This window comes from Streptomyces sp. NPDC001093 (assembly GCF_040298985.1).
Classification (GTDB): domain Bacteria; phylum Actinomycetota; class Actinomycetes; order Streptomycetales; family Streptomycetaceae; genus Streptomyces.
This window is the reverse complement of sequence record NZ_JBEPBF010000036.1, coordinates 1-20,921: the sequence shown is the minus strand read 5'-3', so window position 1 is coordinate 20,921 and position 20,921 is coordinate 1. Positions and strand designations below refer to the sequence as shown.

Annotated in this window: 17 protein-coding genes and 2 pseudogenes; 12 read left to right on the top strand and 7 right to left on the bottom strand. The window is 73.3% G+C overall.

The window, feature by feature from the left end:
• The first annotated feature begins 29 nt into the window (after positions 1–29).
• Both ABT288_RS19735 and fxsA read left to right on the top strand, forming a co-directional pair.
• A complete protein-coding gene (locus ABT288_RS19735; protein ID WP_351609182.1) occupies positions 30–824 on the top strand; it encodes a polyprenol monophosphomannose synthase in 795 nt (264 codons plus the stop codon).
• 142 nt (positions 825–966) lie between these two features.
• Complete coding sequence (gene fxsA / locus ABT288_RS19730) at positions 967–1,521, top strand: FxsA family membrane protein (protein ID WP_351609180.1); 555 nt, start codon at positions 967–969, stop codon at positions 1,519–1,521.
• 97 nt (positions 1,522–1,618) lie between these two features.
• On the opposite strand, the gene ABT288_RS19725 is transcribed toward fxsA, so the two are convergent.
• The 4 genes from ABT288_RS19725 to yczE form a co-directional block, all read right to left on the bottom strand.
• Entirely contained in the window at positions 1,619–1,993 is a 375-nt protein-coding gene (locus tag ABT288_RS19725) for an RNA polymerase-binding protein RbpA (protein WP_003977404.1), read from the bottom strand.
• Between the two features lie 278 nt (positions 1,994–2,271).
• Positions 2,272–3,618, bottom strand: coding sequence for an MFS transporter (locus tag ABT288_RS19720; protein ID WP_351609177.1), 1,347 nt, complete (start codon positions 3,616–3,618; stop codon positions 2,272–2,274).
• A gap of 63 nt (positions 3,619–3,681) precedes the next feature.
• Positions 3,682–4,458 (bottom strand): glycerophosphodiester phosphodiesterase family protein, encoded by a 777-nt coding sequence (locus tag ABT288_RS19715; protein ID WP_351609175.1) that lies wholly within the window; start codon positions 4,456–4,458, stop codon positions 3,682–3,684.
• Positions 4,455–5,108: a membrane protein YczE gene (gene yczE, locus ABT288_RS19710; protein WP_351609172.1), complete on the bottom strand. Its 654-nt coding sequence runs from the start codon at positions 5,106–5,108 to the stop codon at positions 4,455–4,457. Before yczE ends, ABT288_RS19715 begins: the two co-directional genes overlap by 4 nt.
• Before the next feature lie 102 nt (positions 5,109–5,210).
• Between yczE and ABT288_RS19705 the strand changes: the two genes are divergently transcribed.
• Positions 5,211–6,719, top strand: coding sequence for an SCO1417 family PLP biosynthesis transcription factor (locus ABT288_RS19705; protein ID WP_351609170.1), 1,509 nt, complete (start codon positions 5,211–5,213; stop codon positions 6,717–6,719).
• A 91-nt stretch (positions 6,720–6,810) separates the two neighbouring features.
• On the opposite strand, the gene ABT288_RS19700 is transcribed toward ABT288_RS19705, so the two are convergent.
• Together ABT288_RS19700 and ABT288_RS19695 are read right to left on the bottom strand one after the other, a co-directional pair.
• Positions 6,811–8,451 carry a hypothetical protein gene (locus ABT288_RS19700; RefSeq protein WP_351609167.1) on the bottom strand — a complete coding sequence of 547 codons (1,641 nt, stop codon included), beginning with the start codon at positions 8,449–8,451 and terminating at the stop codon, positions 6,811–6,813.
• 40 nt (positions 8,452–8,491) lie between these two features.
• On the bottom strand, positions 8,492–8,686 hold the full coding sequence (locus ABT288_RS19695; RefSeq protein ID WP_228619019.1) for a hypothetical protein: 195 nt from the start codon (positions 8,684–8,686) through the stop codon (positions 8,492–8,494).
• A gap of 314 nt (positions 8,687–9,000) precedes the next feature.
• Here ABT288_RS19695 and ABT288_RS19690 point away from each other — a divergent pair, with 314 nt between their 5' ends.
• The 5 genes and pseudogenes from ABT288_RS19690 to ABT288_RS19670 all read left to right on the top strand — a co-directional run.
• Positions 9,001–9,393, top strand: coding sequence for an ankyrin repeat domain-containing protein (locus ABT288_RS19690; protein ID WP_351609164.1), 393 nt, complete (start codon positions 9,001–9,003; stop codon positions 9,391–9,393).
• A gap of 301 nt (positions 9,394–9,694) precedes the next feature.
• Entirely contained in the window at positions 9,695–11,113 is a 1,419-nt protein-coding gene (locus tag ABT288_RS19685) for a HEAT repeat domain-containing protein (RefSeq protein ID WP_351609161.1), read from the top strand.
• Between the two features lie 187 nt (positions 11,114–11,300).
• Entirely contained in the window at positions 11,301–12,428 is a 1,128-nt protein-coding gene (locus ABT288_RS19680) for a glycosyltransferase family 4 protein (RefSeq protein WP_351609159.1), read from the top strand.
• Positions 12,425–13,600, top strand: coding sequence for a glycosyltransferase (locus tag ABT288_RS19675; protein WP_351609156.1), 1,176 nt, complete (start codon positions 12,425–12,427; stop codon positions 13,598–13,600). Before ABT288_RS19680 ends, ABT288_RS19675 begins: the two co-directional genes overlap by 4 nt.
• A pseudogene (locus ABT288_RS19670) lies at positions 13,597–14,439 on the top strand (SGNH/GDSL hydrolase family protein); the annotation flags it as partial. The gene ABT288_RS19675 and the pseudogene ABT288_RS19670, both read left to right, overlap by 4 nt.
• A gap of 640 nt (positions 14,440–15,079) precedes the next feature.
• Here the strand turns inward: ABT288_RS19670 and ABT288_RS19665 are convergent.
• On the bottom strand, positions 15,080–15,919 hold the full coding sequence (locus tag ABT288_RS19665) for a putative hydro-lyase (protein WP_351609154.1): 840 nt from the start codon (positions 15,917–15,919) through the stop codon (positions 15,080–15,082).
• A gap of 113 nt (positions 15,920–16,032) precedes the next feature.
• Here ABT288_RS19665 and ABT288_RS19660 point away from each other — a divergent pair, with 113 nt between their 5' ends.
• The 4 genes and pseudogenes from ABT288_RS19660 to ABT288_RS19645 all read left to right on the top strand — a co-directional run.
• Entirely contained in the window at positions 16,033–16,722 is a 690-nt protein-coding gene (locus tag ABT288_RS19660) for a GntR family transcriptional regulator (protein ID WP_351609152.1), read from the top strand.
• 78 nt (positions 16,723–16,800) lie between these two features.
• On the top strand, positions 16,801–18,330 hold the full coding sequence (locus tag ABT288_RS19655; protein ID WP_351609150.1) for a hypothetical protein: 1,530 nt from the start codon (positions 16,801–16,803) through the stop codon (positions 18,328–18,330).
• 31 nt (positions 18,331–18,361) lie between these two features.
• Positions 18,362–19,240, top strand: a complete 879-nt coding sequence (locus tag ABT288_RS19650) for a hypothetical protein (protein ID WP_351609147.1) — start codon at positions 18,362–18,364, stop codon at positions 19,238–19,240.
• A gap of 65 nt (positions 19,241–19,305) precedes the next feature.
• Positions 19,306–20,921: pseudogene (locus ABT288_RS19645) on the top strand (hypothetical protein); the annotation flags it as partial.

Genomic DNA, 20,921 nt, shown 5'->3' with positions numbered 1-20,921 from the left:
CGCCTGCGTACGACCAAGAAGGGGCAGCAGTGAACGACGGCGACGGGACCCTGGCCACGGCTCAGGGGAGGCAGTTCGGTCCGCTCGGCACGGCCTTGGTGATCATTCCGACCTACAACGAGGCGGAGAACATCAAGACGATCGTCGGCCGGGTACGCAAGGCCGTCCCCGAGGCGCACGTGCTGATCGCGGACGACAACAGCCCCGATGGCACCGGCAAGCTCGCCGACGAGCTGGCCGCCGAGGACGAGAACGTCCAGGTGATGCACCGCAAGGGCAAGGAAGGCCTGGGCGCCGCCTACCTCGCGGGCTTCCGCTGGGGTCTGGAGCACGGCTACGGCGTGCTGATCGAGATGGACGCCGACGGCTCCCACCAGCCCGAGGAGCTGCCCAGGCTGCTCACCGCCCTCAAGAGCGCCGACCTGGTGCTCGGCTCCCGCTGGGTGCCCGGCGGCCGCGTGGTGAACTGGCCCAAGTCGCGTGAGTTCATCTCCCGTGGCGGCAGCCTCTACTCCCGGCTCGCCCTCGGCCTGCCGCTGCGCGACATCACCGGCGGCTACCGCGCGTTCCGCCGCGAGACGCTGGAGGGGCTGGGCCTGGACGAGGTCGCCTCGCAGGGTTACTGCTTCCAGGTCGACCTGGCACGCCGCGCGGTCAAGGCCGGCTACCACGTGGTCGAGGTTCCGATCACCTTCGTCGAGCGCGAACTCGGCGACTCCAAGATGAGCAAGGACATCCTCATCGAGGCGCTGTGGCGGGTCACCGCCTGGGGCGCGGGGGAGCGGGTCGCCAAGCTCACCGGCAGGAACAAGCGGGCCAAGTAGTCACCGGCGGGCCAAGTAGTCACCGGCGGGCCAAGTAGTCGCCGGCGGGCCAAGTAGTCGCCGGCGGGCCAAGTGGTCCCGGTCGGCCCCGGGTGAAGACCCCCTTATCCCGCTCTGAGCAGCCGCCAGGCACACTGGGGGCATGACGACTGGCGCTCCGACCTCTCCGTACACCACCCGGCCCCGGCGCTCCCGGCTGCGCAGGTATCTGCCGCTGGGGGTCGCGGCCTGGCTGGTGCTGGAGATCTGGCTGCTGACCCTGGTCGCGGGAGCGGCCGGGGGGTTCGCCGTGTTCCTGCTGCTCGTCGCGGGCCTCGTGGCCGGTTCCGTGGTCATCAAGCGGGCCGGCCGCCGTGCCTTCCAGAGCCTGAACGAGGCGCTGCAGCGGGGCGGTTCACCGGAGCGCGGCGGTGGCAACGGCCTGATGATGCTCGGCGGCCTGCTGCTGATCATCCCGGGTCTGCTCTCCGACGTGGCGGGCCTGCTCCTGCTGCTCCCGCCGGTGCAGCAGGCCGTGAGCCGCTATGCGGAGAACGCCCTGGACAAGAGGCTGCGCACGGCGGCCCCGGGCAGCCTCGGCGACGCCTTCCAGCAGGCCCGCATCCACCGTCCCGACGGCAGGGTGGTGCAGGGCGAGGTCATCCGTGAGGACCGGCCCGAGCCGGGCGAGCAGCAGCGTCCGCCGCTGTCCCGCTGAGCACGCCCCCGGACATGCGAAACCGCGGGCGCCGTACGTGCATCGTGTACGGCGCCCGCGGTTTCGTGTGCGCTGTGTCTCCGTCCAGCCGCAGGGACTAGGCCGACTTGCGGCTGTCCCGAGGGTGAACCGCGATGTTCATCGCCCCTGAGCGCAGAACCGCCAGACGCTCCTCGAGGACCTCTTCGAGTTCCTCACGGGTGCGCCGCTCCATCAGCATGTCCCAGTGGGTACGCGCGGGCTTGGCCTTCTTTTCCTCAGGGCCGTCGCCGTCGACGAGGAGTGCCTGGGCTCCGCAGACCTTGCACTCCCACTCCGGCGGGATCTCCGCCTCGACGGAGAAGGGCATCTCGAAGCGGTGCCCCTTCTCACATGCGTACTCCACGGCCTGGCGCGGGGCCAGGTCGATACCGCGGTCCGTCTCGTAGCTGGTCACCACGAGGCGCGTACCGCGAAGAGCTCGCTCACTCATGAATCGTGCCTCCCGGGCTTGTCGCCCACAGGACAGGTGTCGCTGTCGTCGTCATCCGGTCAACGTCCGGTCGGCGGTAAAGATTCCCGTTCCGTGTCCCGTTCCGGGTCATGCGTCGCCGTCGTAGCCGCCCCTTGTTCTACCCACCGGCGCCCGGTTTGTCACATCTGATAGCAGATGTCACCCAGCGTTTCGGCATCTTTGACGCGCAGTAACGGTACGCCTGGCAGGCCAAAGGCGTACACTACCGCCCTTTCGCGCCGAGTGCTAAATCGGTGCTAAATCTTCTGCGGAACGGGGTTGCCCGCCTCGCTGATCGCCCGCCGCACCGGGACGCGCGCCAGCAGCACGAACCCGATGGCGAAGAAGGCCACCAGCGAGATGATCGCGGACCGGTAGCTTCCGGTCAGCTGGTAGGTCACGCCGAACAGCAGCGGCCCGAGCCAGCTCATCCCGCGGTCGCTCAACTCGTAGGCCGAGAAGTACTCGGCCTCCTTGCCGGGCGGCACGAGATGGGAGAACAGCGACCGGGACAGCGCCTGGCTGCCGCCGAGGACGAGGCCGATCCCGGCGGCCAGCACGAAGAAGAACACCGGCGCCTTCGCGGGCAGGAAGTAACCGGCGGCCAGGGTCACCGTCCATGCCACCAGCGAGCCGAGGATCGTCCGCTGGGCGCCGTAGGTCCGCGCCAGCCGCCCCATCGCCAGCGCCCCGGCCACGGCCAGCACCTGCACCAGCAGCACGGCCGCGATGAGCGTCGACTGGGAGAGTCCCAGTTCCTGCGAGCCGTAGACGGAGGCCTGGGTGATCACCGTCTGGATGCCGTCGTTGTAGATGAGGTACGCCAGCAGGAACGCGAGCGTCAGCGGGTGCCGGCGCATGTCCCGGACCGTCGCGGCCAGCTGGCTGAGGCCGGGTGCCGAGGCGCGCTCCACGCGCGCGTGCCGGTCACGCAGCCTGCGCAGGGGTATGAGTGTGAAGGCACCCCACCACAGGCCGGCCGAGGCCAGGCAGACGCGGACCGCGGCCGTCTCGGTCAGACCGAAGGAGTCGTGCGCCGAGTACAGGACCAGGTTGGCGACGAGGACCGTGGAACCCGCCGCGTAGCCGAAGGCCCAGCCCCGGGAGGAGACCGCGTCGCGCTCCTCGGGCGGGGCGATCTGCGGCAGGTAGGAGTTGTAGAGCATCATCCCGACGGACTGCGCCGCGTTGGCCACCACCAGCAGCGCCCCGCCGAGCAGATACCGGTCGCCGTCCAGGAAGAACATGCCCGTGGTCGCGGCGGCCCCGGTGTACGCCGCCGCCGCGAGCAGCGGCTTCTTGCGGCCGGTTCGGTCGGCCGCACTGCCCACGATCGGCATGACCACGACGGCGAGGATCACCGACAGGGACACCGTGTAGGCGAAGAAGGAGCCCGCCCGGACCGGTACGCCCAGCGGATGCACATAGCCGTCGGCGTCCGCGGCCCGCTTGGCGACCGCGGTGAGGTACGGCCCGAGAAAGACCGTCACCACGCTCGTCGAATAGACCGAGCAGGCCCAGTCGTAGAAGTACCAGCCGCGCTGCTCGCGCCGGAGGCCTGCGGCGTCGTCCGCCGCGTCCGTCCGCACGGTGTCCGTGCTCACCCGTGCCCTCGCTTTTCCGCTCAACTGCCCCAGTGCGAAGGCTCGGGCCGGGCGGCCGGGTGCTCAGACCCAGACGCCGCGTTCCTCCATGACCTTGCGCAACGTGTCGATGTGATCGGTCATGATGCCATCGACTCCCAGGTCCAGGAGCCGGTGCATCCGCTCCGGTTCGTTGATCGTCCACACGTGCACCTGCAGCCCGAGCGCGTGGGCGGCGCGGACGAAGCGATGATCGACCACCGGGACCCCCGACTGGGCCTCGGGCACCTGCGCGGCGACGGCGGACCGGCGCACGGCCGCCGGCAGTCCCCAGGAGCGCAACCGCAGGCTCACCACCCCGCGGGTGCCGAACGAGGTGGCCAGCTTCGGCCCGGCCAGCCGCTGGGCGCGCAGCACGCGCGCCTCGGAGAACGAGCCCACGCAGACCCGGTCCCAGGCGCCGGTGCGCTCGATCAGCTCCAGCAGGGGGCGCAGGGCGGGCTCCGCCTTGATGTCGACGTTCCAGCGGACCTCGGGGAAGGTCTCCAGCAACTCCTCGAACAGCGGCACCGGTTCGCGGCCGGCCACGCGCGCGTGCCGTACGTCCTGCCACGGCAGGTCCGCGATGCGGCCCGCACCGTCGGTGACCCGGTCCAGCGTCGAGTCGTGGAAGGCGACGAGCACGCCGTCGGCCGTGGAGTGCACGTCGGTCTCGATGTAGCGGTAGCCCATCTCGACCGCGCGCCGGAACTGCGCCACGGTGTTCTCCAGCCCGTCGGCGGCCCCGCCCCGGTGGGCGAAGGGTATGGGCCCCGGGTGGTCGAGGTACGGATGGCGCTTGGGCGGTGTCGTGAGGGTCACGGACGCAGTATCACCCCTTCCGGTGTCGCCGCGGCAACGACCGTGCTGCCGGTCGATGCCGCCGGGACGGCGAACACCCGCAGGAAGAACTGGGCCAGCGGTCCGATGGACGCCGCGTACAGCACGGTGCCGACGCCGATGGTGCCGCCCAGCAGGAACCCGGTGACCACCACCGCGACCTCGATCCCGGTCCGCATCAGCCGGACCGAGCGGCCGGTGCGCCGGTGCAGCCCGGTCATCAGCCCGTCGCGGGGCCCCGGACCGAAGCGTGCCGCGATGTAGAGGCCCGTCGCCGCGCCGTTCAGCACGACCCCCGCGAGCAGGAGCGGGACGCGTACGGCGAGGGAGTGGGCGTCCGGGACGAGCGCGAGCGTGCCGTCCATGGCGAGACCGATGACGAAGACGTTCGAGACGGTGCCCAGCCCGGGCCGCTGGCGCAGCGGGATCCACAGCAGCAGCACCGCGGCCCCCACGATGATCGACACCACGCCGATGGTCAGCCCGGTGAGTGCGGCGAGGCCCTGGTGCAGCACGTTCCAGGGCTCCAGGCCCAGGCCCGCCTCGACGAGCAGGGCGGAACTCGCGCCGTAGAGCGCGAGCCCGGCGTACAGCTGGATCAACCGCCGTCCGAGACGGCGCCGAGTGGACACGAAATACCCCCCTGGGTGGTGGCGGTGGCCTGACGCATGTCACTCTGTGGCTTGGGAAGGATCGTCATCCATGGCCAATTCGGGGAAGGTGGACTGATCGTCATGGCGCAGTGGACCTCAGCGATGGGGGCCGCGCAGCTCGCCCGGCTCCTCAAGTCCCAGCAGGAGCGCCCGGCCGGTCCCGGCACCCGCCGCCCGCCCGCCTACCGCGCCCTCGCCGACGGCATCCGCCTGCTGGTGCTCGAGGGCCGCGTACCGGTGGCCGCCCGCCTCCCCGCCGAGCGTGAACTCGCCCTCGCCCTGTCCGTCAGCCGTACGACCGTGGCGGCCGCCTACGAGGCGCTGCGCACCGAGGGCTTCCTGGAGTCCCGGCGCGGCGCCGGCAGCTGGACCGCCGTACCGGCCGGCAACCCGCTGCCCGCCCGTGGCCTCGAACCCCTGCCGCCCGAGGCCCTGGGTTCGATGATCGACCTCGGCTGCGCCTCGCTCCCGGCTCCCGAGCCATGGCTGACCCGGGCCGTGCAGGGCGCCCTGGAGGAACTGCCGCCGTACGCCCACACGCACGGCGACTACCCGGCCGGCCTGCCCGCGCTGCGCTCGATGATCGCCGAGCGCTACACGGCGTGCGGGATCCCCACCATGCCCGAGCAGATCATGGTGACGACCGGCGCGATGGGCGCCATCGACGCGATCTGCCATCTCTTCGCCGGCCGCGGCGAGCGGATCGCCGTCGAGTCGCCGTCCTACGCCAACATCCTGCAGCTGATGCGGGAGGCCGGCGCCCGCCTGGTGCCGGTCTCGATGGCCGAGGGCCTGTCCGGCTGGGACATGGACCGCTGGCGTCAGGTCCTGCGCGAGGCCGCGCCCCGCCTGGCGTACGTCGTCGCCGACTTCCACAACCCCACCGGCGCGCTCGCCGACGAGGACCAGCGGCGCCGGCTGGTGGACGCGGCGCGTTCGGCCGGCACGGTGCTCGTCGCCGACGAGACGATGACCGAGCTGTGGCTGGACGAGGAGCTCGCGGACGGCGGGATGCCGCGCCGGGTCTGCGCCTTCGACCCGGCCGGCTCGACCGTCATCACGGTCGGGTCGGCGAGCAAGGCGTTCTGGGCGGGCATGCGGATCGGCTGGGTGCGGGCGGCTCCGGACGTCATCCGCAGCCTGGTCGCCGCGCGGGCGTACGCCGATCTCGGTACGCCGGTGCTGGAACAGCTCGCCGTCAACTGGCTGTTCAGCACGGGAGGCTGGGCACAGGCGGTGGAGCTGCGCCGGGCCCAGGCCCGCGAGAACCGGGACGCGCTGGTGGCGGCGATCCGGCGCGAGCTGCCGGCGTGGGAGTTCCACCTGCCCCAGGGGGGTCTGACCCTCTGGGTCCGCGCCGGCGGCCTGTCCGGCTCCCGCCTCGCCGAAGCGGGCGAGCAGACGGGGGTCCGCGTCCCCTCCGGCCCCCGCTTCGGCGTGGACGGCGCGTTCGAGGGCTATCTGCGGCTGCCGTTCACCGTCGGGGGAGCGGTGGCGGACGAGGCGGCGGTCCGGCTGGCCGCGGCGGTGCGACTGGTGGAGACGGGGGCCACGGGAGGTGGCGAGGCGCCGCGCACGTTCGTGGCGTAGAACGAAGCGCCCCGCAAGCAAGGGGCGCGGGGAAGTGCGCGCGTGCCCTCGGCGGACCCGCACCCGGGGGGCGGCCCGAACCCCCACGGCGCTACCCGGCTGCCTCCGCAGGCACGGCCGGCTTTGTCAGATCGGTCGGCTCCGCCGGCTCCGTCTGCTTCGGGGGCTCCGTCGGCTCCGGAGCCTCTGCCGGCCGAGCCCCCACGGCAGTGGCCCGCGCCGGCAGCAGCTCCAGCACCGCCTGCCGATCGGCGTCACTGGTCGCGTCGTCGTACGGATCAGGCGTACGCGGCACCTGGAGCCGATGCACCGGCCCCACCCCCAGCCGCGAGTAACCCCGTCCCGGGGGCACATGTCCCAGCGGTGTGGTGTGCGGTGGAGCCCCCAGTACCGCCTCCACCTGCCGGGGCGCAGCGGGCCCGAGTACGACACGCGCGCGTGTGTGCTGCCGTACCGCTTCGCTCAGGGCCTCCGCGCTGTCGAACTGCTCGGCCACCACAACGGTCACGTTCGCCGCGCGGCCGTGCCGCAGCGGCACCTGGAGCAGCGCCTGCGGGTCCGTGCGGCCCTCGGCCGCGGCGAGGTGGGTGAAGACGCAGGGGCGGTCCAGCATGATCCACAGCGGGCGCCGGGCGTCGGCCGGTGGCGGATCGCCCGCCTGCCGGGCCAGGTTGATGGCGATGAGCCGCCGCTCGGTCTCCTGCGCGGCCCACTCCAGGCTCGCCAGCGCGCCGGGCAGCGCGCACTCCACGGCCAGCACACCGTCCCGGCCGGTCAGGCACGCGTACTCGCCGGTGCCGCCGCCGTCGGCGATCAGGACGTCGCCGTGCCGGAGGGCCTGCAGGGCGATGGAGCGCAGCAGTGTCGAGACGCCGCTGCCGGGGTGGCCGATGGCCAGCAGATGCGGTTCGGTGGAGCGGATGCCGGTGCGCCAGACGACCGGCGGCACGTCGATCTCCTCCTCTCCGTAGGAGAGGGGGAGCGTGCGCTGCACCTCGCTGGGGTCGGTGAAGCCCAGGACGGTCTCGCCGGGCGCGGTGACGAAGTGCTGGGCCGGGATGTCGGCGGGCAGCGGGGGCAGGACGGCGACGGTGAGCTGGTTGCCCTCCTCGTCCCAGGCGAAGCGGTACTCGCGGCCCCGCCCGGCCTTCGCGGTGAGCAGCTGCTCGATCCGCGTTCGGGCCCCGGGCTCGCCGTCCGGGAAGTACGCGGGGTAGCGGATCACGAGATGGCCGACGCGCCCGGCGTCGTCGAACTCGTGGGCGGGGAAGGCCTTCTCCCACTCCCCGCCGTGCGCGTACAGCGGCGCCGGGTCCTCGGGGCTGGAGAAGTACGGCACCAGCGCCTGGTAGAGGGCCTGCAGCCGTGCGGTCTGGGCCTCGTCGGGTCCCTCGGGGGCAGGTGGGGTGCGGTCGCGGCCCTGCCAGGCTGCCGCCGCCATCACGGTGATGACGGCGAGCAGCGGCCCGTACGGCGCCAGTGCCACGGCCAGGATCACGCAGGCCACGAGGAACAGCAGCGGCCCACGCCTGTCCTGGGGCGTGTCCGCCCATTTGCGCCGAGCGGCCGAGGCCAGCAGGCGCAGCCCGCGCGTGACGGTGATCAGCGGATGGAGGACGTCGGTGGCGCTGTCGGCCGCCGTCCGGGCCAGCTCCCGGCTCCGGGCGAGCTGCGTCCGGGCGATCTGGGCGCTGTCCTTGCTCAGAATGCGGGGGAGAGGGCGCCGGGCCACTGCTGTCTCCTGGGGGTTCGTGCGGGCGGGACGGGCGGGGTCAGAACTTGATGCCGCCCAGGAGGCTCGCCAGGCTCTCGCCGCCGGCCTTGATGCTCGGGGCGATGCCCGTGTTGGCGAGGTAGAAGCCGAACAGGGCCGTGACCGTGGCGTGCGAGCCCTTGAGCCCGTCCTTGCGGAAGAACAGGAAGACGATGACGCCGAGGATGAAGACGCCGGACATGGAGAGGATCATTTGAGGCCTCCTGGTGTCGAGGGGGGACAGTCACCATGAGTTCTTCCAGGATCACAGGATGTATCCATACGATTAAAGGTGCAACTGAGTGAAATTCGGTTGATTTCACCCAGTTGGCAGAACGGTCCTGTCCGGCCCGGCTGAGCTGGGCGGTTGTCTCCGGCGGGGGCTGTCGGTGATCTTTACCTCGGGCACAACGGGTCATGTGCCGCGCGAGCCAGTACGCTGGCGATTCACTCGTACGGCCGTGTTCCGCTCTCGCTGCCGTACGCTCCCTGAAGTCCCCGAAGTTCGCAGGAGAGGCGGTCCGCCCGATGAGTGAAGCCCCCGACCCCGAGGTCGTGGAGCTGGCGACCAAGATCTTCGATCTGGCCCGGCAGGGGCAGACCGAGGCGCTGGTGGCGTACATCGACGCCGGCGTTCCGGCCAACCTCACCAACGACCGCGGCGACTCCCTGGTGATGCTGGCCGCCTACCACGGCCACGCCGACGCGGTGCGCGCCCTGCTCGCCAGGGGCGGGGCGGCGGACCAGATCAACGACCGGGGCCAGACCCCGCTCGCGGGCGCCGTCTTCAAGGGCGAGACCGAAGTGATCAAGGCGCTCCTCGAGGGCGGAGCCGACCCGGCCGCGGGGACCCCGTCGGCCCTCGACACCGCCCGGATGTTCGGCAAGACGGAACTCCTGGAATTGTTCGGCGCGCACTGACGCGCATGTCCTGACCAGGTACGACACAGAAAACGGGGGAGGCGGTAAAGGGCCGCCGGAAATACGGTCGCGGCAGCACAAACGGCCGGGTCATCATGACGACGTGATTCACGGACGCGATGGCTGGGCAGGTGTTGCCGCACCGCGCGGGCCGTGATGCGGTCCGCATGGGCCACCGACGAGAGGCAGAGAGAGATGGTCTTCAGCAAGCAAGAGACGGCGGGCGCTCCGACGTTGTGTCACGCGGCCAGGTAGTGCGTGTTTCCCGGTTGCGTCGACGCTTGATGTGAGGCTGTTTCCCATGTTCGATCCGGTCATAGCGCCCAGCGGTACGCTGCTCGGCCTGCTCCAGCGGGGCCGCGGCGACGGCACGCTGCACGCGCTCACCGCCCCCCGCGCGGAAGCGCTTGCGGCCCTGAACCACTGTGTGCTGCGCGATCCCCGCCACGACTGGCAGGTGGAGAACCGCTCCCTGTACTACGCCCGCCTCTTCCTCGACCTGAACGGCGAGCTGGACGCGATCGAGGCGCACCTCTTCGAGTCCGAGGACGTCCTCGACACCGACGAGTCCCGCACCGGCCTCGCCCTGGCCGTCCTCGGTCACCTCGCCTCCTACGGCCGGCTGGACGCGCTCGAACTGCTGCGCAGGTACGCCGCCCACGGCTCCAACTGGGCCTGGGCCCTGGACGAGCTGGCCCTCAGGGACGACGACGCGGGCCTGCGCGCCCTCGCCGCGCCTGTCCTGGCCCGCTTCGGCACCGACCCGGAGGGCGAGGCCGAGCTGGCCGCCGCCGTACGCGACGCCTTCGAGCCCAGGCCCTGGCGGCTGTGGGCCGAGGATCCGCGCGAATCGATCGCCACGCGCGTGCGTGCCGCCCAGGAGACCGGCTGTTTCGACCGCTGGCAGCGCCAGCTGCGGCCCACCGGCCCCCGGCCGGACTGGAGCGTGCGCGCCGTCTTCGAATGGGCCCAGCAGGGCATGGACCGCGGCGCCGCCCTCCATGTCCCGGCCGCCCGCTGTCTGGTCGCCGTGGCCGGCCCCGAGGACCGGCCGGAGATCGTCCAGGCCGCCCGCGCCGGCATCGACGGCGCCCGCTGCACCGCGCTGCGCTATCTCGCCGACAGCAACGACCCCGACGCCCTCGAACTGATCGAGGCCGCCGTCGCCGACGGTACGACCGTCGTCGTGGAGGCCGCCGTCGACGCCTTCGAACGGATGCGCAGCGTCGCCGCCGTCGACCGCGCCCGCCGCTGGGCCCAGCGCCCCGACGCGCTCGGCGCCGCCGCCGGACGCATGCTCGCCTGCCGCGGCGGTGCGCAGGACCGCGACCTCGTCCTCGGCGCCCTCCGCGAGGCCGTACGAGGCGAGGGTCCCGACGCACCGACGCTGTGGACCCTCGTCGACGGCACCGGACGCCTGGGCATCGCCTGCGCCGCCCCCGTGCTGCGTCACATCTACCGCGAGACGGCCTCCTCCCATCTCCGCGGCCGGGCCGCCCGCGCCCTGGCCGCCACCGACCCCTCCTTCGCCACCGGCTTCGCCGTCGAATGCCTGTGGGACTGCGAGGAGACCACCCGCGAGCTCGCCGCCCGGCACGCCGAGACCGGCGACACCCGGGTCGTGGAGCGCCTGCGCCGCCTGGCCGCCGATCCGGCCGAGGAGGCGGAGGTACAGACGGCGGTGCGCAGCCGCTTCGGACCCGACGCCGCCCTGGGCTGACCCCCTCCGGCACGCACACACGGGGGCGGACCACCGCCGGCCGTGTGAACACCGGGTGTCCCGCAGGTCAGGCAGTCATGACGGCCGTCTGACCTGCTCGGGTGTGCAGCCCAACGCTCATGGGACGTTCCCCGGGCGGAAAGATCGAAGTCGACGCGGCCACGTCCGGCGCGGCGACAACACCCGTATGCGTGTCGTCATCGTGACCGAATCCTTTCCCCCCGATGTGAACGGCGTGGCCCACTGCGCGCTCCAGACCGCCCGGCACCTCGTAGATCGCGGTCACCATCCGCTCGTCGTCGCCCCCGCCCCCGCTCCGGGCAGCGGACGGGACACGGACTCCCCGTGCCCGGTCGTCCGGATCCCCTCCCTCCCGCTCCCCGGCTACCCCCAGGTCCGCGTCGCCCTGCCCAGCCGGCGGCTGGCCGCGGCGCTCGTGGAACACCGGCCTGACGTCGTACATCTCGCCAGCCCCTTCGTCATCGGCGTGCGCGGCATGGCCGCCGCCGCCAAGCTCGGCATCCCCGCCGTCGCCGTCTACCAGACCGACCTGGCCGGCTACGCCCGTACCTACATGGGCGCCGGCGAGGCGGCCGCCTGGCGGCGGATCCGCTCCGTGCACGCCGCCGCCGACCGCACCCTCGCCCCCTCCAGCGCCGCCCTCGGCGACCTGGAGTCGCATGGCGTGCCCCGGGTCCGGCTGTGGCCGCGTGGCGTGGACACCGTACGTTTCCGGCCAGATCTGCGGGACGAGGCGCTGCGCCGCGAACTCGCCCCGAACGGCGAGCTGATCGTCGGCTACGTCGGCAGACTCGCCCCCGAGAAGCACGTCGAACTCCTCGCCGGCGCCTGCGGCCTGGACGGCGTCAAGGTCGTGGTCGTCGGCGACGGGCCCAGCCACGCCCACCTCACCGAGGCCCTGCCCGGCGCCGTCTTCCTCGGCCGGCGCACCGGAGGCGAGCTCGCGCGGATCTTCGCCTCGCTGGACGTGTTCGCGCACACCGGCCCCTTCGAGACCTTCTGCCAGACCGTCCAGGAGGCCATGGCCAGCGGTGTTCCGGTCGTCGCCCCCGCCGCCGGCGGCCCGCTCGACCTGGTCGCCCACGGCCGCACCGGATACCTGGTCCCGCCGCGCGACGCCGACGCCGTACGGGAAGCCGTCCGTGAACTGGCCGCCGCCCCGGCGCGGCGGACCGCGTTCGGCGCCGCCGCGCGCGCGATGGTCGAGGGCCGCACCTGGGCCGCCGTCGGTGACCAGCTGATCGCCCACTACGACGACGTGCTCGCGGCACGGAAGACGGCGGTGGCGGCATGACCGGCCAGTCCCTGCGCATCGTCCGGCTCGCCAACTTCGTCGCCCCGGCCTCCGGCGGCCTGCGCACCGCCCTGCGGGAGCTGGGCAAGGGCTTCAGGGCGGCGGGGCACGAACCCGTCCTCGTCGTGCCCGGCGAACGGCACACCGACCGCGACACCGAACAGGGCCGGGTCATCACCCTCCCCGGCCCGCTGCTGCCCGGCACCGGCGGCTACCGCGTCCTCACCGACAAGCGCCGCGTGGCCGCCCTCCTGGAGGAGCTGGCCCCGGACCGACTGGAGGTCTCCGACCGGACCACCCTGCGCTGGACCGGCCGCTGGGCCCGCCGCGCGCGCGTGCCCGCCGTCATGGTCTCCCACGAGACCGCCGACGGGGTGCTGCGCACCTGGGGCCTGCCCGAGCACCTCTCCCGGCGCGCCGCCGACGCCCTCAACACCCGTACCGCGCACGTCTATTCACGGGTGGTGTGCACCACGGAGTTCGCCGAGCGCGAGTTCGTGCGCATCGGCGCGCGCAACGTCGTACGCGCCCCCCTGGGCGTCGACCTGATGGAACGCCACCCCGCCCTGCGCGACCCGGGTCTGCGCACCCGGCACGCGCGCGGGGACGAGGCGCTGCTCGTGATGTGCTCCCGGCTGTCCGTCGAGAAGCGCCCCGGCACCGCCCTGGACGCCCTGGACGCGCTCATACGACGCGGGCGCCGGGCGGTGCTCGTGGTGGCCGGGGACGGGCCGCTCAGGGCCCGCCTCGAGGAGCGCGCGCGGGAGCAGGGGCTGCCCGTGACCTTCCTCGGGCACGTCTCCGACCGGACCGCGCTCGGCGCCCTCCAGGCCACCGCGGACATCGCCCTCGCGCCCGGGCCCGCCGAGACCTTCGGGCTCGCCGCGCTGGAGGCCATGGCGTGCGGCACGCCCGTCGTGGCGAGCGCGTCCTCCGCGCTGCCCGAGGTCATCGGTTCCGCCGGGGCGACCGCAGCCGACCGCGGCGAGGCGTTCGCGGACGCCGTGGAGCTGCTCCTGGACCGCGGCGAGCGCGCTCGGCGGGACGCGGCACGCGCGCGTGCGGAGTGCTTCGGCTGGGGTACGGCCGTGGAGGCGTTCCTCGCGGCCCACGACGCGAAGGTGCTCCGCCCGGCCGGCGTCCGCCGCACCGTGCAGGAGGGCGTGGCATGACTGCCGTCCGCTTCGTCGCCCTCGGGGACTCGCTCACCCAGGGCGTGGGCGACCCCGCGGGGGACGGCTGGCGGGGCTGGGCGGCGCTGCTGGCGCCCTCCCTCGCCGAGACGTCCGACGCCGTGGAGTTCACCAATCTCGCGGTCAGCGGCGCGCAGACCCGCGACGTGCTGGAGCGGCAGACTCCGGCCGCCCTCGCACTCCGTCCCGACCTGGTGTCGGTGGTGATCGGGGTCAACGACACGCTGCGTCGCACCTTCGACATCCAGGCGGTGGCCGCCCGCCTCGACGAGGTCTACGCCGCCTTCACCCGCGAGGGCGCCACCCTCCTCACCGCCTGCCTGCCCGACCCCGGCGCGATGCTGGGCCTGCCGAGCGCCCTGGCCCGTCCTCTGGCCCGCAGGCAACGGGCCGTCAACACGGTCGTCCACGCGCTGTCCGAGCGGTACGGGGCCGTCCACCTGGACGCCGTGGACGGCGCCTGGATCACCGACCGGACCCTGTGGAGCGCCGACCGGCTGCACCCGGGCGAGCGCGGGCACCGGCAGCTCGCGGTCTGCTTCCACGCCCTGCTCGCCGAGGCGGGCCGTGCGACGGGACAACCGCCGTTCCCCGAACCGGAGTTCCCCGCGCCCACGCGCGCGGCGAGCCTGCTGTGGCTGGCCACGGCCGGCACCGCCTGGGTGGCCCGGCGCTGCAAGGACCTGCTGCCCCAGCTGCTGCACCTGGCCGCCGACGAACTCCACCACCGGGCCCGGGGCACCAGCGCCCGCCTCGACCTGAGCGCCTCGGCAGCGGTGTCCGCGGCTTTGGCCGCTCTGACGGAGCGCACCGACCAGGACGCCGAGGCTCAGCGACGTCCTGCGGGCACGGATCCGGCGCGAACCCCTGGTCCCGCGCGGGCGGGCACGTCCCGTGAAGCGGAGCCGGCGGGCCTGTCCCGTGAAGCCGGGGCGGCGGGCCCGGTCCGTGAAGCCATGGCGGCGCGTACGGTGCGTGCGGCCAGGGCGGCGGATCCGGTGGGCGAGGCCCTGGGGGCGGGTACGGTGCGTGCGGCCTCGGCAGGGAATGCGGTCGGCGATGCGAGGGGAGCGGGTACGGTGCGTGCGGCCACGGCGGGGAATCCGGTCGGCGAGACCGTGACGGCGGGTACGGTCCGCCCGGTCGCGGCGGCGGATCCGGTCGGCGAGGCCGCGGCGCCGGGTTCGGCCTGTCCGGCCGCGGGGGCGCAGGCGGCGCGGACCACCGTGGTGACCGGGTAGTTGCCCGGCGGGTCGGTGGGGCGGCCGGGAAGGTGACCGGATGCCTGTCCGAGGAGGCCTGGTTAGTGCTGAGGTCCAGGCCTCGCATCCGATTCCTCCCGCACGGGTGCCCCTTGCCTCCGTGAGGGCCGGCCCCGTGGCGCCGGACGCCGCCGACAAGCCGGGCATCCGACGCCGCCGACCGGCCGGGCATCCGACGCCGCCGACCGGCCGGGCATCAGACGATGCCGACCAGCCGGTACTGCTCGTCGCGGGTGTCGGTCAGGAACATCTGGCCCGGGGCGTGGGTGATGGCGAACGGGGGACGGGAGGCCATCACCGCCGCCTGCGGGGTCACTCCGCAGGCCCAGAACACCGGGATGTCACCGGGCGCGGGGGCGACCGGGTCGCCGAAGTCGGGGCGAGCCAGATCCTCGATACCGAGCGCCGCGGGATCCCCGCAGTGCACCGGACCGCCGTGCACGGCCGGCAACAGGCTGCTCTCCCGGATCGCGGCGCGGATGTGCTCCGCCGGCACCGGCCGCATGGACACCACCATCGGCCCGCTCAGCCGGCCGGCCGGACGGCACGCGCGCGTGGTGATGTACATGGGCACGTTGCGGCCCTGCTCGACATGCCGGATCGGCACGCCCGCCCGGGCCAGCGCCCACTCGAAGGTGAAGCTGCAGCCGAGCAGGAACGACACCAGGTCGTCCCGCCAGTACACGTGCACGTCGGTGGGCTCCTCGACCAGCTCCCCGTCCCGCCACACCCGGTATCGGGGCAGATCCGTGCGCAGGTCGGCGCCCTCGGCGAGGACGGTCGACGTGGAGCCGGCGTCCGTGACGTCCAGCACCGGGCACGGCTTGGGATTGCGCTGGCAGAACAGGAGCATGTCGTACGCCCAGTCGGCCGGCACCGAGATCAGGTTGGCCTGTGTGTGGCCCGCCGCGACCCCGGCCGTGGGGCCGGCGAGCCCGTCCCGGAAGCGGCCCCGGGCGGTTTCCGGACTCCACGCGTGCGCGCGCTGGTCGACCGCGGTGACGGGGAGGTCCTCGGTACGCGGTGTCTGCGTCATGCCGGCTCCTCGGGGACGTGAGCAGTGCCGTCCCGAAGCACCGTAGAGGATCGTTCAACGATCCTTCAATACCCATGTTGTTTCGTCCCGGTCCGTGCGATTGAATTCCCGGCATGGCAGAGCAGCTGACGGCACTGGCCGACGACCGTGCGCTCCTGGGGCGTACCAGCACGGCGGAGCGGGTCTCGGACATCCTCCGGAGCCGTATCGCCGACGGGTTCTTCCCGCCCGGCACCCGGCTGTCGGAGGACGGCATCGGCGGGGCGCTCGGGGTCTCCCGCAACACATTGCGCGAGGCGTTCCGGCTGCTCACGCACGAACGCCTGCTGGTCCACGAGCTCAACCGCGGGGTGTTCGTGCGGGTCCTGACCGTCGAGGACGTCGAGGACATCTACCGCATGCGCTCCCTGGTCGAGTGCGCCGTCGTGCGCGGGCTCGGCGAGCCGCCGTACCCGCTGGAGGGGGTGGCCGCGGCCGTCGCCGAAGGAGAGCGGGCGACGGCGGAGAACGACTGGAAGGCGCTGGGCACCGCCAACATCCACTTCCACCGGGAACTGGTCGCCCTCGCGGGCAGCGAACGCACCGACGAACTCATGCGCAGCGTCTTCGCCGAGCTCCGGCTCGCCTTCCACGTGGTCGACGACCCGCGCCGGCTGCACGAGCCCTACCTCGCCCGCAACCGCCGCATCCTGCAGGCGCTGCAGGCAGGCGACAAGCGCGAGGCCGAGCGACTGCTGGAGACGTACCTCGCGGATTCACTGGAGCGGATGGTGGAGGTGTACCGGCGCCGGGTCGCCCCGTGACCCGCGGCACCCCGCCCCCGGCGGAGCCGCTCCGCGCCGTTTGGGTCGATGTCAGACCTAGGACCTACTCTGTGCACCGTGACTTCGCCTGCATCGACGGACAGCGTTCCGCCCCAGCTCAGCGCGGGGCCGCGCCCTGCTCCGGGTCCGGCCGCCGACGAGGGGCTGGCGCGTCGGCTGCGCGCGCTCGCCTGCACCGCGCCGCTGCACGACCTCGACGCGCGCAAGGCCAACCTGGCCGGTGAGTACTCGGTGTACGGCATGGCCGAGGTGGCCCTCGCCGCCATCGACCTGGTCACGCTCAACATGGACTTCGACACCGGCGCCGACCACGAGCAGATCGTGGCCCGGCTCGTCCCGCGCATCGCCGCCCAGGCGCCGCACCGGCCGACCGCCGAGCACGAGCGCGTGGCCCGCTGGGTCCTGGAGAACCTGATCAACGTCGGCAGCGTCGACCGCGGCTTCCGCGCCGTGTACGGCACCTTCGCGCCGGACGGCACGTACGTGCGCCGGGACTACGACTTCAAGCTGATCGAGGAGGTCCCCGGCCCCGGCGGCACGGTGTACCTGCGCACGACGGACGAGGCGGTCAACGTCCTGGTCGGCGCCCTGGACACCGATGTCACCAGCGCCCAGATCGCCGCCGAGGTCAAGCTGGAGGTGCTGATCAATCGCGGCCGGCTCGCGGACGCCCAGCTCGCCGCCGAGCAGGCCCGCTACCGCACGGTGCAGTACTCGGAGACCCTGCGCCGAGCCCTGGAGGCCACCCGGCGCAATGTCCGCGCGGTCGACTGGCTCAACGCCGTGCCCGACATGATCGCCGAGGCCCTCGACCATGTGGCCGACCGCTACCGCCACGAGAACGCGATCCTCACCAACATCCGCAGGGCCCGCGACGAGACCGAGGAGCCCGAGCACAAGCGCCGTGCGGCCGAGCTGGTCGACATCGTCAAGGACTGCATCCGGCGGCACACCCAGCTCCAGTCGCGGCTGCTGGAGGCCGGCCCGCTGTTCCGCGCCGAGCAGGACCGGCAGGCCTTCGCCACGCCCGCGACGACGTCCGGGACTGACCTGTACGGCCATCTCCTCGCCCCCGTCCTGCCCCTGCCCCTGGAGCAGGCGATCCGGGTCACGGACGCGTTCTTCGCCAACGGCACGGGATTGCGCACGCCGGTGTCCGTCCGGGTGACGGACCTCGTCGAGATACTGCTGACGCCGCCCGTCGAGCGGGAGCACCTGGGCGCGGAGATGCCCGAGCCCGACCTGATCGCCACACCGGACGACAGCCGGTTCAGCGAGGAACAGCTGGCCGCCGCGATGGAGCTGCTGGACCTGCCGGCCGACGCGCCGCGCAGGCTGTCGGGGCTGGTGGCCGAGGCCCGGCGCACCGGTGACCCCGATCTGGCCTATCTGGTGGCCCTGTTGGCGGTCCACGCGGCCAGTCCGGCTGTCGGTACCGCGTACCGGCAGGGTGAGGAGAAGCTGCTGTTCGCCGTGGACGACGGGACGGAGCTGGACGATCCCGAGTTCGGCGGGGCGGACCTGATCGTGGGGACCGCCCTGCTGGACGCGGCCGGGATGGCGGCGGACCGGACGGAAGCAGCATGAGTCAACGACAGCGCGACAAGGAGCCCCAACCGTGAGCGAGCACGTCGAGTGGAGTGAGGCGGAGTCGTCGGCACCGTCGGCGCCCGCCGCCGTCACCCCCGCCGACGCCGCCGACGCGGCGCGGCTCGTCGCGTTCGGGCTGCAGCCCAAGCTGCAGCCCGCGCGGGACCAGGAGTACACGGAACTGCTGCGGCGGTACCGCGAGGACCCGGCGTTCGCGCGGCTCGCCGACGCCGTCGCCGCCGGACTGGGGCTCGTGGTGCTGGAGGTGTCCCCGCGCGCGGGCATGGCCGTGACGGCCGCCGAGGACTCGGTGTTCGCCGTCCGCATGGGCGACTACGCGCGTCGCACCGCCGCCGACTCCGGCGACCGCTTCCTGCACGGCCTCGCCCATCTCGCCGTCGCCGCACTGGCGTTCCCGCGCCCGGAGGACCTGGCCGACGACACCTACATCGGCCGCGTCACCGTCAACGGCGTCGACGCCTTCGTACGGCAGGCCTGCCGGCGCCTGGAGGAGCGGGCCGAGGAACTGGGCGAGAACACCGACCCCGCGACCGACGCGCCCGGCCTCGAGGCCGCCTGGCGGATCTGGGCCAGACGCAGCGCCACCGGCGCCACCAAGGACGCCCGCCGCCCGGCCGCCTCCACGACCGGCATCGTCGCCAAGGCCCTCACCTTCCTCACCGACTCGGGTTTCCTGCAGCGCACCGGCGACGACGGCGGCGGCACGTACCGCACCACGGCCCGCTACCAGCTCCAGGTCCGCGACATGGCCGGCAGCGCCGCCATGGCCGAACTCCTCGAGCTGGGCGTCGTACCGGTGACCGACGGCACGGCCAGCCTGCTGCCCGCCGAGGACACCGAGGACCTGGAACTGGTGGCCGACGCCGGGCTGCCGTTCCACTCCTGAGGGCCGCCGAGCTCCCGCAGATCCCTGAACCACCGCACTTTTCACCAGACTTACGAGAGTCCGCCATGTACGAGCTGTCCCGGGTCCGCCTCTACTCCATCGGTCCCGCCGGTGCGCGCTACGCCGACACCGTGCTTGACCTGCGGGGTGTCGGCGAGCCCGTGCCCGACCCGGCGCCCACACAGGCGGAGTTCTTCGAGGAGGAGCCGTCCGGCCCGCCGCGCCGGCCGGCGCCCGCCGGCGTGCTCTTCCTGGAGAACGGCGGCGGCAAGTCCGTCCTGCTCAAGCTGATCTTCTCGGTCATGCTCCCGGGCCACCGCAACACCCTGGGCGGCGCCAGCTCCGGCGTGCTGCGCAAGTTCCTGCTCGCCGACGACTGCGGGCACGTGGCGCTGGAGTGGCAGCATGTGCAGACCGGCGAGTGCGTCGTCGTCGGCAAGGTGAGCGAGTGGCGCGGCCGGCAGGTGTCCAACGACCCGCGCAAGTTCGCCGAGGCCTGGTACTCCTTCCGGCCCGGCCCCGGCCTGAGCCTGGACAACCTGCCCGTCGCCGAGTCCACCGCCGTACGGCCGCCCGCCGAGGGCACCTCGGGCGCCCAGGGCCGGCGCCGCACCATGAAGGGCTTCCGCGACGCCCTGACCGAGGCCGGCAAGGCCTACCCGCACCTGGAGGTGCACTGGGAGGAGATCCACGACCGCTGGATCGAGCACCTCGGCGACCTCGGCCTCGACCCCGAACTCTTCCGCTACCAGCGGGAGATGAACGCCGACGAGGGCGAGGCGGCCGGTCTCTTCGCGGTCAAGAAGGACTCCGACTTCACCGACCTGCTGCTGCGCGCCGTCACCGACACCCGCGACACCGACGGCCTCGCCGACCTCGTCGGCGGCTTCGGCAACAAGCTCGGCCGGCGCGCCGAGCTGATCGCCGAACGGGACTTCACCGCCGGGTCCGTCGACCTGCTCGGTCGGATCGTCGAGGCCGCCGAGGCCCGCTCACGCGCGCGTGACATCCACGCCGGCGCCGAGCGCCGTACCCGTGGCCTCGCCCGGCGGCTGTCCGCGCGGGCCGTGCAGGAGCGGGTGCGGGCCGCCGACCTCGCCCAGCGGGTCACGGCCGCCGCCTACGCCGTCACCCACTCCGAGGGCGCACGCGAGCGCAGCGCCCTGATCGCCGCCGAACTCGCCTACCGGCACGCCTCCCTCGCGCTCGCCGCCGCCGAGAAGTCCGCCGCCGCGCAGAAACGCGAACTCGCCGACGCCCGGACCCTGCACTCCGCCTGGCAGGCCGCGGAGGCCGTGCTGCGCCACCGCGCCGCCGCCGACCTCGTCGCGCGCGTGTCCGCCGCCATCCAGGAGGCCGAGAGGGAAGACGCGCCCGCGCTCGCCGCGCGCGCCAAGGCCGCCGTGGACCTCGTACGGGCCCTGCACGCTGCCGCCGAGAGCGCCGAGGCCCTCGCCAACGAGGAGGAGGAGCGCTCCGCCGCCCTGCAGGAGGTGGGCGACGCCGCCCACCGCGACTCCACCACCGCCGCGACCGAGGCCCAGCGCGCCCGCAGCGAGACCGGGCATCTGCGCCAGCGTCTCGCCGAGGTCGAGCAGGAGACCGCCGAGGCCGTCCGCGCGGGCTGGCTCGACGACATCGCCCAGTACGGCGACCAGGCGCGGGCCGCGCTCGCCGCCAG